The sequence below is a fragment of the Olegusella massiliensis genome, assembly GCF_900078545.1.
Lineage (GTDB): Bacteria > Actinomycetota > Coriobacteriia > Coriobacteriales > Atopobiaceae > Olegusella > Olegusella massiliensis.
On the sequence record NZ_FLLS01000002.1, the window covers coordinates 1,741,039 to 1,755,906 of the forward strand.

The following is a 14,868-nucleotide window of genomic DNA, read 5'->3' on the forward strand; positions in this document are numbered from 1 at the left end:
TATCCTCCAGAAGCTTCTAGTTGGGCAGACGACCGAGATATCATTCTCATCTCGTCTGGCGTAGAAGCCTGTTATGCAGGCTGGTTTGTCACTAGTCCAGATTGCGGGATCCTAGAGACCCGAGCAGAAAGGTACCTGACAAACGTTGCTCTTCGCGTCAATTGCTTGAAAGCGATATGATTCCGATGGGCAAATAAAAGCACGGGCGCCCCGCATCCTCGGCGGGGCGCTTTTTTCTAGCTTTTTTTCTAAATGGTTCGTTTTTCCGCAACAGATGGTTTATTCTTCGAGCTTTTTAAAACACGACCTGCGGTTTTGCGTTTATTTACCTCGAAGCTTGAACCATCTATATTTTTACAGCTTGACGTTATAAACCCTTTGTGCCATCGCAATAAAATCAGCCGCTTCTTCTTTTTGCAAAACCTTGATCATGAGTTGACCACCAGGTAATGGGCGATCAGTAATAGACATCATGGCAGAGCCACCCTTAAATTTATCGCTCTTCCATACATATTGACCATTGGTAATCTTTCTTTTAATGGAGATAATATCACTCGGTTGTAAGAAAACCGGCTCATCATACTCTTCTAATTCATTGTCTACCGCAATGACAACCATTGAGCCATCATCCTTGTAGCCAACAATATAATTGGCATAGGTGTTAATTCTGACAACAACGGCATTTGTAGTAGATAAGCCATACATATAAACGAGTTTATAAGCATCTCCATCTGGCACTAACGAATTAAATATCGAACGCATTTTTTGCTTATTAGCATTACTTTCTTCCGATGATGCTCCAGCCAATGTATCTTTTAGAGAATCAAATAAGCCCATGTATTATCCTTTCAGTTTTTACATAAGTTAAAGACCCTAAAGAGTAACTTTACATATAGGATAAATCCTTCAAGCCTCCCCTATCAAGGAGAATAATATGTAGTGGTTCTGCTAGAAGAATTACAACAATACATTTTAAACTTACCGCAAAATGCAGTCCTGTAGCCTCAAATCTCATGTGATATAGAAAGCAAAAAAATCAATTTACATACTAAAAGCCCAGTTCCATTATAGGAACTGGGCACTGAATACTACTAAAACAAATGGTTAGCTCTCGTGGTGACGGCGAGGCTTACGAGGCTCGCTAGATTGATCTCCGCCATTATCGCCAGGGCGCCTATGAGAATTCATATTGGCGCTACGACCACGACGCTCACGGTTACCGCCAAAACGGCGCTCACGTCCAGGTTCACTGTTGTTCTTGTGAGTGGAGTTAGCAGGAGCCTCGGGCTTGTCAAGACGATCAAGAGAAATCTTGCCCTTTTCATCCACGTCAAGAACCATAACTTTGACCTCATCGCCCACAGCCAAAACGTCCTCAACTTTGTCAACATGACCTTTGGCGACACGGGAGACATGAAGCAGACCATCTTTACCAGGAAGTAGTTCAACAAAAGCGCCAAAAGGCTGAATGCCTACGACACGACCGTTGTACTCCTCGCCCACTTCAGGCACTTTAACGATAGCCTTAATACGCTCGGCAGCCTCTTCACCAGCAGCGGAAGTGCCTGCGATAAAGATGGAACCATCCTCTTGGATATCAATGGTCGCACCCGTCTCTTCTTGGATGCCACGGATGATCTTGCCACCAGAACCTATGACGTCGCGAATCTTGTCAGTAGGAATCTGCATGCTAATAATCTTAGGTGCAGATTCTTTGGTTTCCTCACGAACAGCGGGAACGGCATCGAGCATAGCATCAAGGATATGCATACGGCCCTCATGAGACTGCTTAAAGGCCTGACGGAAAATCTCAGGAGTAAGACCCGTTGCCTTATTGTCCATCTGCATAGCAGTGATGCCCTTGGTGGTACCGCAAACCTTAAAGTCCATATCACCTAGGAAGTCCTCAACGCCTTGGATGTCAGTCAGGACAACAGTCTTGCCTTCTTCTTGGATGAGCCCCATTGCAACACCAGAAACAGGACGCTTGATAGGTACACCAGCATCCATCAAAGCCAAAGTGGAACCACAGGTAGAAGCCATGGAAGAAGAACCATTGGACTCCATAACCTCAGACACCACACGGATGGCATAGGGGAAGTCATCCTCAGAAGGAATAACGGGACGCAAAGCACGCTCTGCCAGAGCACCGTGACCAATCTCACGACGCTTGGGTGAACCCATACGACCAGTCTCACCCGTGCAGAAGGGTGGGAAGTTGTAGTGATGCATATAGCGCTTGCCCTCAAGAGGATCAATGGTGTCAAGGCGCTGCCACTCATTGAGCATGCCTAAGGTGCAGATAGAAAGCACCTGGGTCTGGCCACGCTGGAAAAGACCTGAGCCATGTACCAAAGGCAGATAGTTGCCTTTTATAAATAGAGGACGAACCTCGTCGCAAACACGGCCATCAACACGCTCACCAGTCTCAACGACCATCTGACGCATGGCGTGTTTTTCGAGCTGCTTGAGCTCGCTGGTAATGGCTCGACTCCACTCGCTTTGCTCCTCGGGACTAAACTCGTCCTTGATTTGCTCCTTGAGCTCATTGACCTGAGTCTCGCGAATTTCCTTATCTGAACTCTTGATGGCGATCTTCATTTCATCCATATGTGCGTTAATGCGCTCTTGAACCTCAGGAATAGGTTCATCGAGCACATACTCACGAACAGGGAACTCACCATTAAGCTCAACACATTTAGCAAAAAACTTGCGCTGCTCTTCACAGAAAGCAGCAATAGCCTGCTGACCAAAGGTCATTGCAGCAAGCATGTCCTCCTCAGAAATCTCGTTGGCTCCAGCCTCCAACATGGAAATATAGGTAGCAGAACCAGCAAGCTCAAGATCGAGGTCAGAATTGTCTTGCTCCTCAAATGTTGGGTTGACGATAAATTCACCCGTATCACGATTGCGACCGATACGAACACCTGCCAGAGGACCCTCAAAAGGTACACCACCAACAGTTAAGGCAGCACTAGCGCCCATGATAGAGATGGTATCAACGCTGTGAACTTGATCAGCCACCAAAGGCATTGCAACAACCTGAACCTCATTGCGGAAACCATCAGGGAAAGATGGACGCAAAGGGCGGTCAATCATACGTGCAGTCAGAGTAGCCCTCTCACTAGGACGAGCCTCACGCTTGAGATAGCCACCAGGAATACGACCTACTGCATACATCTTTTCAATAAAATCAACAGTCAGAGGGAAGAAGTCGTAGTCTTTACGCTCCTTCGAAACGACCACCGTCACATTAACGATGGAATTTCCACAACGTACAAGGCACTGCCCTGTTGCCTGCTTGGCGAGCTCACCCGTCTCGAGGCTATAGTGCTTACCGTAGAGGTCAAACTCGTGTATAACCTTTGTCATTCTTTTCCCTTGTCTCCGCCTACCCCTTGTAGACGGGCCGCTTTGTAGGAAGAAACCTTTTCGTTCAACCTACAGGACCGCATTCTGCGACCCTTCATAACAGCAAGAGAGCGCCCGCAGGCGCTCTCACGATTGCCGAACTATGAGCTACTGAATATTGTCGCGAATACCAAGGCTCTTAATAAGCTCACGATACTTCTCAATATCGCCAGCCTTGATATAACCCAGCAGACGACGACGCTTACCAACGAGCATCAAAAGACCACGACGCGTGTGATAGTCCTTTTTATGGGACTTCATGTGCTCGGTCAAGCTCTTGATACGCTCAGTGAGCAGAGCAACCTGGACCTCAGCGGAACCAGAGTCCTTCTCGTCCTTGCCGTACTGAGAAATAATCTCAGCCTTGCGCTCCTTGCTTGTAGCCATACGACGTTCCCTTCTTCTAACAAATTCGCCTCAAACTGAGATAGTCGTCCGGGAAAGACGAGCTTCTAAGTTAGAGGTACGGACTGATTAAGGATAGCACTGAATTTATTTTATGCAGCTTAAGAGAGGATTTTATTGTGGTACTCTCAGTTTTTCCACGAACGAACTATAGACCAAGGAAAAATTCTCCTGCCCGCAGGCGACATTCAAGCTGAGAAATTGCCCAGCCATGTGCAAGCAGTGTAAGACGCAAAGCCAAAGCATCGGTCATGGATACCTCTAACAACTGATCGAACGTCAAGCTAATAAGAGAGCGCAACCATGAGATTTCTTCCTTGCTGAGTTCTTCTGCACCTGCAATACTTTGCGCGCAACTAGAACATAGCACCCCACCTACTGCAGCAGAAAATCTGCTCACCGCAAAATCCCCGCAGGCAACACAACTATCAAGCTCAGGACGCCAGCCGCAGTGTGAAAGCAACTTAATACTAAAAGCTGCAACCACCAATAACAGATGCGCTCTATCTTCTGCCTCCTCACAGGCCCGCAATGCGCGCGAACATAGGGGATATAAATAAGGATCGGGCGCATCTTCATAGCAGTTGTGCAAACTAAGCTCACTGACTGCAGAAGCAGCGCTCACTCGCGCTAAATCACCGCGCAGGCCCACATGTGCATCAACAGTGGTTGCTTCAGCCACAATGCCTAGATTGCGCCCTTCTGTAATCAAAAAATCAGACTCACAAAATAGCTCAGAGCGTGCAGCTAGACGTCCTCCTGGCTTACGCGCTCCCTTTGCTACTGCACGCAGCTGTACGCCAGTTTCTCCAAGAAGAGTAAGAATGAGATCCTGCTCCCCCAGCTTAGTGCTGTCTAGTACCAGGGCTCGAGTACGTTTGGTGCGTCTACCTACCATAACTACTCATCAGCTACCAAACCGAGTCGAGAAATTTCAGTGCGGTCGCGCCGCCATGCAGGCTGTACACGAACAAACAAATCTAGATAAATAGGTACACCAAAAAGTCTCTCAAGATCACGGCGGGCTTCTGTACCAATTTTTTTGATCATAGAACCCCCTTTGCCAATAACGATGCCTTTTTGCCCATCGCGCTCAACCAAGATTGTGGCAACCATAGAACCATGACCATCTTTGGCCCACTCAATATCCTCACAGCGCACAGCAAGTGAATGCGGTATCTCCTGACGCAAATTTCGAAAAGCTTTTTCACGCACAAACTCTGCTACGAGCTCTTCATCCTCAAGGTCGCAGTCCATATCCTCAGGAAACCAGCGCGGGCCATCAGGCAAATAAGAAGAGGCAAGATCGATAAACCCTTTAACGTTAAAACCCTGCTTTGCTGAAACCACCAGCACATCATCAAAATCAGCAAGTTGAGCTGCGGCGCGGGCTTGGGCATCTGCAGTCGATTGATCTACTAAATCTGCTTTGGTAATCAAGAGAATCTTGTGTGGAGCATTGGATGCACGTACATGGCTCGCAACCCACTCATCGCCACGCCCCACTTCCTGGGTAGCATCAATAAGTAAGGCTATAACATCCACATCTTCAAGTGCACTGAGGGCTGCACGGTTGAGCTCCTTACCAAGCGCATCTTTGGGTTTGTGCAAGCCCGGCGTATCCACAATGATGAGCTGCGAATTATCGGTATTTATCACTGCTCGCATTTGACGACGCGTAGTCTGGGCAACATTGCTGGTAATTGCAAGCTTATGACCTACAGCGGCGTTAAGTAGAGTTGACTTGCCAACATTAGGACGTCCAACCAAGGTCAAAAAACCACTATGAAACTCAGTATTAGTCTCACTCACAAGACCAGCTCCTAGCTCAAAAGTGCACGAATAAAGACAATTAATCCAACGATAGCAACAGCCGTACAAAGTAAAAGCTCGGCCGCTGCTGCAATATCTTTTGCACGTCCCGCCAGCTCGTTAAATTCAGGAGATACCAAATCGACAACGGTCTCGATAGCAGTATTAAATAATTCGCTTGCCAACACTGCACCACAACAAAGCAAAACAATAGCCCAGCTTATGGCATCAAGATGCAGCAAAAGACCAGCGATGATAGTAACTGTGCCACCCGCCAACATTACTTTGATGTTGCGTTCTTGGATGAAAGCGGTTTTTACACCCTTAAGAGCATAAGAAAAACTCTCAATAAAGCCAGGGTGACGTGGGGGCTGTCCGGGAATCATTGTTAATCATCCTTATGGCGAGTGAAATTAACACGAGCCAAATCACCATCAGTATGGATAAGCTGCAACAGCTCATCCTCGCGAGCTTCCATTTCCTCTGCCTCACTGTCCTCAAGATGGTCATAGCCCAGCAGATGAAGGAGACCATGTACCAACAACATACGGCACTCGTCCGCAGCCGTGGTACCAAAACCTGCCGCTTGCTGCCTGACATACTTAGAAGCAATAACAATATCACCTAGTTCACAAGGCACGCCCTCACCTAGGCCAGGCTCATCAGGACGCTCACATTCAAGAGAGATAACATCTGTGGGCATATCTTGCCCTCGCCATTCAGCGTTGAGTTTTTGAATGCGTTCATTACTTACAAAAGAAATAGAGACCATACAGGGGCGCGTAATCCCCTCTTCCTTAAGAACAAGATCAACGATATCTTCTATTTCTTGCTCGCTCACAAGAAGTTCGGCGCCATCGTTGCTACTAATGTCATATTCGTAGGCCATCTCATCCCCTATCGACTATGCTTGTTTTGCTCAGCCGCAGCATATGCTTCAACAATTTTTGCTACCAGAGAATGACGAACGATATCATCTCTACCAAGATCCACAAAGGCAACCTCGTTGACAGATTTGAGCACTTCACGAGCTGAATGAATACCGCTCTCGCCCAACAAGTCACGTTGGCTGGCATCACCTGTGATAACAAATGTCGAAGAGACGCCCAAGCGAGTTAAAAACATCTTCATCTGCTCGGGCGTGGTATTCTGCGCTTCATCAAGAATGACAAAAGAATCATTAAAGGTACGTCCACGCATAAAAGCTAAAGGCGAAATTTCAATGGTACCTTGCTCAATCATTGTAGTTGCACGCTCAGTATCGGTCATGTCAAAAAGTGCATCATAGAGAGGGCGCACATAGGGATCAAGTTTTTCCTGCAAGGTACCTGGCAAATATCCAAGAGACTCCCCTGCCTCAACTACAGGACGAGCGAGCACAATGCGTGCCACCTCATGACGCTTCAGCGCAGCTACTGCCATAGCCATCGCCAGATAGGTCTTGCCAGTACCTGCTGGACCAAGCCCAAAGGTAATACGATGCGTACGTATTGCATCCACATACTGACGTTGACCTTCGGTCTTGGGTCGCACGGTACGGCCGCGATGCGTCAGCAGTATGTCGCCCGATAAAGACTGCATCTCAGGTGCGCCATGCAAGACCTGCTCAATAATGAGATCAACATCTTGTTCATCAAGAGGATCTCCATCTTCGGCACGAGAAATCAAGCGATAAAAGACAGATGTCAGCTGCTCTACAACCTCAGCCGGACCTGTAATGGCAATCTGATCCCCGCGAACCGTAACCATCGCATCAAAGGCTGCATCAACACGACGTAACAAAGTGTCTGCAGGACCTGTTAGGCTTAGCGGGTCTATCGAATCAGGTATGGTCAAACGTGCTCGTGTTGGCTGCAAGAACCCTCCTTGGTATAGCTTTAACTGCCTTTTCATTGTCTCTAAACTCAATTGAAATCCAAAGACAAATTGTTTATGGAATTGAATGTACCACGCTTAGCACCTTTGCATAGCAGCAAGTATTAAATCGTCCGTGCATCCAAGCTAAAATCTTCGCAGATACTATGAGGCACCACGCGCACAAGAGAGCCTACCGGAACACAAGGATCTAGTAACACATCAAAAAGACCACCAGATATACCTCGTCCCTGAGACTGTACCACCACAAGCTCCTCGCGACCAAGGCAAAGTTCTGCTTGCTGATGACGCATTCTACGAGCAAGCTCGCGCACCCTGCGAGCACGTGCTGACATAAGCTGTGCAGGCACTTGACTGGGCATCGTAGCTGCAGGGGTACCTGGACGTTTGGAATAACGAAAAACATGCATTTTCGCAAATTGCATTTCTTCGCAAAATGCTAGGCTCGCCTCAAAGTCATCATCAGTCTCGCCAGGAAAGCCAACGATAAGATCGCAGCCCAATGCAAGTTCTGGCATAGCGCTACGAGCACACTGCACTACCTTGCGATACAGCTGAGTATCATACACACGTGCCATACGTCGCAAAGTCCTATCAGAGCCAGCTTGAAGACATATATGCAAGAAAGGCGCAATGCGACCAGCAGATTTTGCCATCACATCAACAAGCTCCTCTGTGACATCAGGGGGCTCTATCGAAGATAAACGGATGCGCTCCACCTTGGTTTCTTGCAAAATGCGTTGCAGTAAAGCAGGCAAATCGCTGACATTTTTAGAACCAGGCAAGCGATAGCTGCCGAGATTTACACCAGAAAGTACAACTTCAGGTGCACCTCCTGACACAGCTTTGCGTATAGAATCCAGTACATGCTCAGGAGCTAAAGAGTTTGCTTTACCACGCGCTTTCCAAATGATGCAGTAGGTGCAACGATTATCGCAGCCATCCTGAATTTTGATACCTGGACGCGTTCGACCTGTAGGAGTTACACCTGCATGGTGACAAGTTGCATGAGAATTGAAATCGTTATCACTATCAAGCTCGGCTAAAAGCTTTGCTGCAACTGTAGATTTTTCGGCCACTACACGTACAGAGGAACTGAGTGCTTGTAGCTCATTGCCAAACAAGCTTGCATCACAACCAGTTGCAAAGACCAGAGGATGAGATTTAAGTCCGCTCAAATATCGGACTACTTTGCGGCATTTTGCCTCTGCTTCATTAGTGACAGCACAGGTGTTGACCACAATTGCGTCTGCTTCATCCTCAGACACAATCACACAGCCCGCATCTTCTAGCTCATCGGCAATAAGATCGAGCTCCAGCCTATTGAGTCGACAGCCTAAATTGTGAAAGGCAACTTTAGGTGCAGTCATAGCACTATTCGCTTACTTTTTTGTCTTCATGCGAGAGGATGTTTTTGTCTCGCGCTGCTCGATCAAATCGCGTATAGCATTTTTTTGCTGATAGTTAAGATTGTCGGGCACCACAACACGCACAACAGCGAAAAGGTCACCACGAGATTTACCACCACGACGAGGCATACCCTGACGCTTTACGCGAATTTGCTGACCAAACTGACAGGCAGCAGGAACAGTAATGTGTACGGTCTCGCCCTCCAGTACGCCATCGATATCGCGTGAACAGCCCACCATCGCCTCAAGCGCATCAATCTGCAACTCACAATACAAATCATCGCCTTGGCGTTCAAAGCGATCGTCTTCCAAAACCTCGATGGCAACTACAAGATTGCCCGACTTATCGCCACGAATACCAGCTTCACCCTTGGCTTCAACCTTAAGTGTCTGACCTGAGTGCACACCAGCAGGAATATCGATATCCACCGTCTCACGAGAAGGCGTGCGCCCTTGCCCACCACAGGTTTCACAGGGATGATCAACAACTTTGCCTGAGCCTTGACAATCAGGACAGGTGGCCTGTGTTTGCATCTGACCAAAGATGGTGCGCTGCACCTCTACTACACGTCCCGTACCGTGGCAACGCCCACAGGTAGTTTCATGTCCACCTTCTGCAACGCCGCTGCCATTACAATCATCACACGGCGCAAGACGCTCGTATGAAATAGTTTTTTTACAACCAGCAGCCGCCTCAGCGAGGCTAATGCGTAGCGTAATGCCCATGTCACGGCCATGTGTACGAGTGGGACGACCCGCTCCAGAAGCACCCCCACCAAAAAATGAGTCAAAGATATCGTTGATGCCAAAGCCGCCGCCAAAGATATCGGACATATCAACGTAATCAGAGCCAAAACCACCAGGACCATCTGCAGTTCCATAGCGGTCGTAATTTGCACGCTTGCGCTCATCGGAAAGCACTGCATATGCCTCGTTAACTTCCTTAAAGCGCTCCTCAGCGTCTGATTCTTTGTTAACGTCAGGATGCAAAGCACGTGCTTTTTTTAAAAAGGCTCTCTTAATTGTCTTTGCGTCAGCATCTCGCTCAACTTCGAGTAACTCGTAATAATCCTTCTGTACCACAGTACTATCCCCCAACAAAAGCGTTTACTCGCACAACTTATGCCCCAAAATCCTTGTGCTGATACAAAGATTCAATTTTTAATAACGTCCTAGTGTCGAGCATGCCAAAACAAACGTCGTGAACACTCGGATAATCAGGAAGAAAAACACTATAGGCAGTACAGAAGAAGCGGCACGCACAAGTATGCGCCAGGCATTACGCCACCAGTACTTACTATGTGTAAATCCACCACTTGATATCACCACAAAGAGGAATAGAGCTAGTGCGATAACAAGCCCAATGAGCATGGTTTGCTGATTAGAAAGCGCATAGAGCAGCAAAAACGGAATAAAAAGCCCAAGACTCCTAAAACCCATGGTCGCACGTCCATCAGGCTGTTCGGCAGGCACTCCTATACGACAAACAAAATCTCCCGCTGTCTCGCCATTGGTACCTGCATTTCCCTTACCAGGCACGCGTACCGTATCACCATCATGACTACCCGCAGGAATATCAACCACAACTTCACTTGCAGTTAACACGCGCCCTGCTCCGCCACAGACAGAGCAAGGATCTGCTACAACCTGACCCGTACCTTGACACTCGGGACAGACCATCTCCATCACACCAAAACCAATAAAGTCACTTAGGTTGAGTGATATGCGCCCACTGCCATTACAGGTCGGGCAAGTTTCAGGATGCTCAGTATGCACGGAACCCGAACCATGACAGGCATTACATGTTGAATAGCGTTGGTAGGTAATGCCACGATGTACACCTTGTGCAGCCTGGGTTTCATCGATATCAATTTGGAAGATGATATCGGCGCCAGCTTTAGGATTGTATGAACGCGAACGCTGAGCAGAACTAGCTTGTCTGCGGAAGGCGCCATCAAAACCACTAAAGGGAAATCCCCAACTAAAGGGGTTGCCATAGGAGTCTGGATAAGAACCAGCTGGGGCACCATAACTCGCTCCTGCAAAGGGAGAACCAGACCTCATTGCATCATAACGGCGACGCTTATTGTCATCAGAGAGAACCGCATAAGCCTCTGAGACTTCCTTGAAGCGTGCCTCAGCGTCAGATTCCTTGTTGACGTCAGGATGAAGCTTGCGAGCCTTCTGTTGGAAAGCCTTGCGAATCTCATCTCCTGTAGCCTCTTTTGCCACACCAAGAATCGCGTAATAGTCCTTTTCATTCATTGAAGACATGGACCATCTCCTATAGCAAAAAGGCCAGGGGCAAAAGTCCCTGACCCAAACATTTGTGGTGGGCGACGCTGGTTTCGAACCAGCGGCCTCATCCGTGTGAAGGATGCGCTCTACCCCTGAGCTAGTCGCCCGTGCGCAAGACACTATATCAGATGTAGCCCTTAGGCGCTACAAAAAAGCTAAGCACACGAAATCGTAAAAATACTAAGCGCGGTCAAGAGCACGCTTAGTCTGGAAAGAAAAAATCATAATAAGCAAATCTATCACAGCAGCAGGAACAATCACATATGCCACCAAAGATAGACCGTGTCCCATATAAACTGCCAAGCCAAACGCACCACAGGTCAACAGCAAAATAATCAGTGCAAACACACGTAGACCAGCCGCTTTTAGTGGCACATTAGCAGCGCGCGCTCCATGAACTCCCATAATCAGCGAAAGAAGTCCTACCGCCATAGGTACAAAGACTATGGTAATTGAAGTCCCAAAGGGTGCAGGAATAAACCAAGAGCCTATTAGCTCGAAAATACCAAGAAATAAACTGGCAAGACACATGATTTTGACACGCTTGCATTCGGGCGTCATAAGTGTTCCCCTCTTGCTATGAGTAATTGCTCGCATCCAACCAATGATGACGGCTGACAAAGTTCCATATTGCCACAATAACAGTAGCTAAAAGCTTACTGAAGGTAACCGCCTCCGGACCAACACCAAGCCAGAGGGTACCCAGCGCAATAATAATCTCATTGAGTAGAAGACCAATGAGTGAGAAAACGACAAAAAGTGTAAATTCCTTTTTACGAGAAATATCATCACGTCGCTCAAAGACAAAGCGCATGGAAGCTAGGTAGTTGAATACGGTAGAAACTATATAGGATATAAAAGCTGCAATAACGGGATCCCACAGAAGTATTTGGCTGAGTATCATCAGCAATGCATAGTCAATGACAAATGCAACGACACCAACTACAGCAAAACCAATGAACTGCTTTGTCAGTTCTTTGAACTCCAACGCTATGCCTCTCTCATAAAAATATACCTTGCTCCATAGCAATCATAAACCTAAAGCTACATGGTGTTATATTGCAGCTTATTTGGCAAGTTGTGCTTATACATCACACTTTATTTCCGCAGCTTCAGCTTACACGAGGGTGGCATTCGTAGATGGTTCGAGTTTCGAAGTAGGTGCACGTAAAATCGCAGGTCAGATTTTTCTCTAAGTCGACAAACGAACCATCTATTCTAATTCAGTATAAAAAGGGATTGCGCTTATATGCTGAATCAGGATGCTTATGTAGTGTTATGGATTGTTTCAGTATCAAACAAAAAGGCGGGTCGGGTTTTACCCCTTCCCACCTGCACTTTCATGTAGTAAAACCTTAGCATTGATACAATGCACTCTCAGATTTGCTAGACGGGACATTTTGATTTTAGACCATTTTCATTCCAAGCATTAATCCAATGAGGCTTAATACTACAGAAGCGATGGCATACCCAATTGCGATTACGATATGCCCTGTTTCAAGATAACCATACACTTCAACAGAAAATGTCGAAAATGTTGTAAGCCCACCGCAAAGACCGAATTTCAAAAACAACAATTTGTTTTCACTCATCCCGTGTTTCTGTGCCTGAGCAATTATGACACCTATCAAAACAGCGCCAAGAACATTAACTAAAAGTGTGTTGAGAGGATAGTTTCCAGCTTTTTGCAGTTCTACTTTAGACAATAAATACCTTGTGATTGAGCCAATGAATCCGCCTGCACCTACTGCAATACACCTTATTAGCATAAAATGGTTCCTTTCATTTTTAGGCATAGAAAACGCCAGCATCCTTATTCCAATAGAAGTCATCAGCTATCAGCATGTTTAAGTACTTTCATAAGTTACTCGACAGCACCTTCTAGGGCGTTTATGGTGAATGGGAATCCAAAACAAAAGTTCAGCGGCGATACCGCAATAGCCGTTCTTGAACATCCAAATCTGTAGTGCTGAGTTATGTGTGTGAGATTCCTCTTTTAATACAATTCTGAAAAAAATTTTGTCATATTTTTGTCACTTTGTATCACCTGATAATAAAGACGATATGAGAGAAGCATTGAAGCCCCCTTGCTCATGTCATCTCGCGGGCTAGAGGACTGCCACAATGTGAGCTAGATATATTGGCTTGTGCGGCAATCTCATACCGCACACATGGAAGGGGGCTTCTCTTATGTATGTTACCTCCATTGGCCTTGATGTCCATGCCCGCTCAATCTCGGCTGCTGCTTTTAATCCCTTTACAGGAGAGATAACGCAAGCAGAGTTTCCAGCACAAGCCGAGCCAATAGCTAAATGGGCTAAGCAGTTCGAAAGTCCCAAGTGCGTCTATGAGTCGGGACCAACCGGATGGCATCTGGCACGTGAGCTCAAGGCGCTCGGCGTTGATTGCAGCGTTGCTGCCGTATCCAAGATGCAAAAGCCTTCAGCTGACAAGAGACGCAAGAATGACAAGCGCGATGCTGCATTTCTTGCCCGCATGCTTGCTTGCCACAACATCGTCGAGGTCTTCATCCCCACAGAAGAAATCGAGGCGGTCCGTGACCTCTCAAGAGCCCTAGACGATGCAAGAATCGACCTGCAAAGAGCACGCCAGAGGCTCTCGAAATTCCTGTTGAGAAGAGGTTATGTCTTCGATGAAAAGAATGCGCTTAACCAGAGGAAGAGCGCCTGGACAAGAGATCACAGAAAATGGCTTGAGTCCATGACCTTCACAGGCCCCGCTAGGGTGACCTTTGTCCACTATGTGACCTGCGTAAGATGCGCCGAGACTGACAAGAGATCTCTAGAAAAGGCCGTAAAGACAGAAGCAAGGACAGACAGGTGGGCACCAACGGTAAGAGCACTTTCGACTATCAAAGGAATAGACGAGGTGAGTGCCTTTTGCCTTGCTGCAGAGGCCGGACTCTTCTCCAGGTTTGGATCTGCTGAAGAGTATGCCAGCTGGTGTGGACTCATTCCTTCCGAGCACTCATCAGGAGAAAAAGAATCAACAGGACACATTACCAAGACAGGAAACAACGCTTCCAGGCGCATCCTCGTTGAGAGCGCTTGGCATTTCGCAAGCTGTTCGGCAAAGCCCAAGCAGATTCCTGACGAATGGTGCGTACCCACCTCCATACGCTTACGAGGCAATGTCTGCACTAAACGTCTTACTCAAAGGCATGCCCAACTCTCGAAAGCCACGCACAACCGCTGTATCGCCAATGTCGCGGTCGCCCGCGAGCTTGCCTGCTGGGTCTGGGAGATAGGACGGCGAGTGGAAGGAACCTATCAAGAAAGATAGGGGCCTACCCTTCATAAGACTTTTGCCAGGGATGCCTGTGCATCGACGCAGTGCTGGGATCTGCTCACGAGACCTTTTTTGGACAGCCCATAAGGGCCGCGTCCGCCATTAAAGACTGATATTCGCAATGAAGATCCCAGACGAAGAATCGAACTGCGGTACCGTGCTCTTACCAGCTGTTGGATCTCATAACCAACAGGAGCACAAATCAAAGCCCGCGAATATTAGCTTGCCAAGCAAGCGCCGACTAAGGAATGCTCAGTACAGACCATCCCCGGTTGAAAGTAGTAGCAGGTCCCAAGGAAACTTTAGGACCTGCTACGTCATGCCACTTGACAATGCTTCTCTCATATTA

Annotated in this window: 15 protein-coding genes and 1 tRNA gene; 1 reads left to right on the forward strand and 15 read right to left on the reverse strand. The window is 47.5% G+C overall.

Translation table 11 applies throughout. The annotated features are described in order from the left end of the window. Nucleotides 1-354 precede the first annotated feature (354 nt). The 15 genes from BN4314_RS07885 to crcB form a co-directional block, all read right to left on the reverse strand. The gene (locus BN4314_RS07885) at nt 355-837 is read right to left on the reverse strand and encodes a hypothetical protein (protein WP_021735535.1); all 483 of its coding nucleotides are present in this window, start codon (nt 835-837) and stop codon (nt 355-357) included. Between the two features lie 267 nt (nt 838-1,104). Then, nucleotides 1,105-3,372, reverse strand: a complete 2,268-nt coding sequence (locus BN4314_RS07890; protein WP_068540716.1) for a polyribonucleotide nucleotidyltransferase — start codon at nt 3,370-3,372, stop codon at nt 1,105-1,107. A 147-nt stretch (nt 3,373-3,519) separates the two neighbouring features. Beyond that, nucleotides 3,520-3,798, reverse strand: coding sequence for a 30S ribosomal protein S15 (gene rpsO, locus BN4314_RS07895; RefSeq protein ID WP_021735571.1), 279 nt, complete (start codon nt 3,796-3,798; stop codon nt 3,520-3,522). 166 nt (nt 3,799-3,964) lie between these two features. After that, nucleotides 3,965-4,714: a DNA repair protein RecO gene (recO, locus tag BN4314_RS07900; RefSeq protein WP_068540718.1), complete on the reverse strand. Its 750-nt coding sequence runs from the start codon at nt 4,712-4,714 to the stop codon at nt 3,965-3,967. 2 nt (nt 4,715-4,716) lie between these two features. Next, the gene (era, locus tag BN4314_RS07905; protein ID WP_068540719.1) at nt 4,717-5,628 is read right to left on the reverse strand and encodes a GTPase Era; all 912 of its coding nucleotides are present in this window, start codon (nt 5,626-5,628) and stop codon (nt 4,717-4,719) included. Nucleotides 5,629-5,639: 11 nt separating this feature from the next. Then, nucleotides 5,640-6,014 carry a diacylglycerol kinase family protein gene (locus BN4314_RS07910; protein ID WP_021735576.1) on the reverse strand — a complete coding sequence of 125 codons (375 nt, stop codon included), beginning with the start codon at nt 6,012-6,014 and terminating at the stop codon, nt 5,640-5,642. Nucleotides 6,015-6,016: 2 nt separating this feature from the next. Next, a complete protein-coding gene (gene ybeY, locus BN4314_RS07915; RefSeq protein WP_021735570.1) occupies nt 6,017-6,517 on the reverse strand; it encodes an rRNA maturation RNase YbeY in 501 nt (166 codons plus the stop codon). A gap of 8 nt (nt 6,518-6,525) precedes the next feature. After that, nucleotides 6,526-7,485 carry a PhoH family protein gene (locus tag BN4314_RS07920; RefSeq protein ID WP_021735559.1) on the reverse strand — a complete coding sequence of 320 codons (960 nt, stop codon included), beginning with the start codon at nt 7,483-7,485 and terminating at the stop codon, nt 6,526-6,528. Nucleotides 7,486-7,607: 122 nt separating this feature from the next. After that, nucleotides 7,608-8,873, reverse strand: a complete 1,266-nt coding sequence (mtaB, locus tag BN4314_RS07925) for a tRNA (N(6)-L-threonylcarbamoyladenosine(37)-C(2))-methylthiotransferase MtaB (protein ID WP_068540721.1) — start codon at nt 8,871-8,873, stop codon at nt 7,608-7,610. A gap of 12 nt (nt 8,874-8,885) precedes the next feature. Further along, nucleotides 8,886-9,995: a molecular chaperone DnaJ gene (gene dnaJ, locus BN4314_RS07930; RefSeq protein ID WP_068540723.1), complete on the reverse strand. Its 1,110-nt coding sequence runs from the start codon at nt 9,993-9,995 to the stop codon at nt 8,886-8,888. Between the two features lie 78 nt (nt 9,996-10,073). Continuing rightward, nucleotides 10,074-11,186, reverse strand: coding sequence for a DnaJ domain-containing protein (locus BN4314_RS07935; protein WP_068540725.1), 1,113 nt, complete (start codon nt 11,184-11,186; stop codon nt 10,074-10,076). Nucleotides 11,187-11,242: 56 nt separating this feature from the next. Then, nucleotides 11,243-11,317 (reverse strand) — tRNA-Val (locus BN4314_RS07940). 73 nt (nt 11,318-11,390) lie between these two features. Beyond that, nucleotides 11,391-11,771, reverse strand: coding sequence for a hypothetical protein (locus tag BN4314_RS07945; RefSeq protein WP_021735568.1), 381 nt, complete (start codon nt 11,769-11,771; stop codon nt 11,391-11,393). A gap of 16 nt (nt 11,772-11,787) precedes the next feature. Beyond that, the gene (locus tag BN4314_RS07950) at nt 11,788-12,198 is read right to left on the reverse strand and encodes a GtrA family protein (protein WP_021735569.1); all 411 of its coding nucleotides are present in this window, start codon (nt 12,196-12,198) and stop codon (nt 11,788-11,790) included. A 418-nt stretch (nt 12,199-12,616) separates the two neighbouring features. Next, nucleotides 12,617-13,042: a fluoride efflux transporter CrcB gene (crcB, locus tag BN4314_RS07955; RefSeq protein ID WP_198145560.1), complete on the reverse strand. Its 426-nt coding sequence runs from the start codon at nt 13,040-13,042 to the stop codon at nt 12,617-12,619. Between the two features lie 358 nt (nt 13,043-13,400). Here crcB and BN4314_RS07960 point away from each other — a divergent pair, with 358 nt between their 5' ends. Then, nucleotides 13,401-14,513: an IS110 family RNA-guided transposase gene (locus tag BN4314_RS07960; RefSeq protein ID WP_068539149.1), complete on the forward strand. Its 1,113-nt coding sequence runs from the start codon at nt 13,401-13,403 to the stop codon at nt 14,511-14,513. Nucleotides 14,514-14,868 lie beyond the last annotated feature (355 nt).

Coding starts and splice junctions, on each gene's coding strand:
- recO (WP_068540718.1), bottom strand. CDS start 4,714: ATGGTAGGTAGACGCACCAAACGTACTCGAGCCCTGGTACTAGACAGC.
- BN4314_RS07910 (WP_021735576.1), bottom strand. CDS start 6,014: ATGATTCCCGGACAGCCCCCACGTCACCCTGGCTTTATTGAGAGTTTT.
- BN4314_RS07885 (WP_021735535.1), bottom strand. CDS start 837: ATGGGCTTATTTGATTCTCTAAAAGATACATTGGCTGGAGCATCATCG.
- BN4314_RS07945 (WP_021735568.1), bottom strand. CDS start 11,771: ATGACGCCCGAATGCAAGCGTGTCAAAATCATGTGTCTTGCCAGTTTA.
- mtaB (WP_068540721.1), bottom strand. CDS start 8,873: ATGACTGCACCTAAAGTTGCCTTTCACAATTTAGGCTGTCGACTCAAT.
- ybeY (WP_021735570.1), bottom strand. CDS start 6,517: ATGGCCTACGAATATGACATTAGTAGCAACGATGGCGCCGAACTTCTT.
- BN4314_RS07890 (WP_068540716.1), bottom strand. CDS start 3,372: ATGACAAAGGTTATACACGAGTTTGACCTCTACGGTAAGCACTATAGC.
- rpsO (WP_021735571.1), bottom strand. CDS start 3,798: ATGGCTACAAGCAAGGAGCGCAAGGCTGAGATTATTTCTCAGTACGGC.
- BN4314_RS07960 (WP_068539149.1), top strand. CDS start 13,401: ATGTATGTTACCTCCATTGGCCTTGATGTCCATGCCCGCTCAATCTCG.
- crcB (WP_198145560.1), bottom strand. CDS start 13,042: ATGACTTCTATTGGAATAAGGATGCTGGCGTTTTCTATGCCTAAAAAT.
- BN4314_RS07935 (WP_068540725.1), bottom strand. CDS start 11,186: ATGTCTTCAATGAATGAAAAGGACTATTACGCGATTCTTGGTGTGGCA.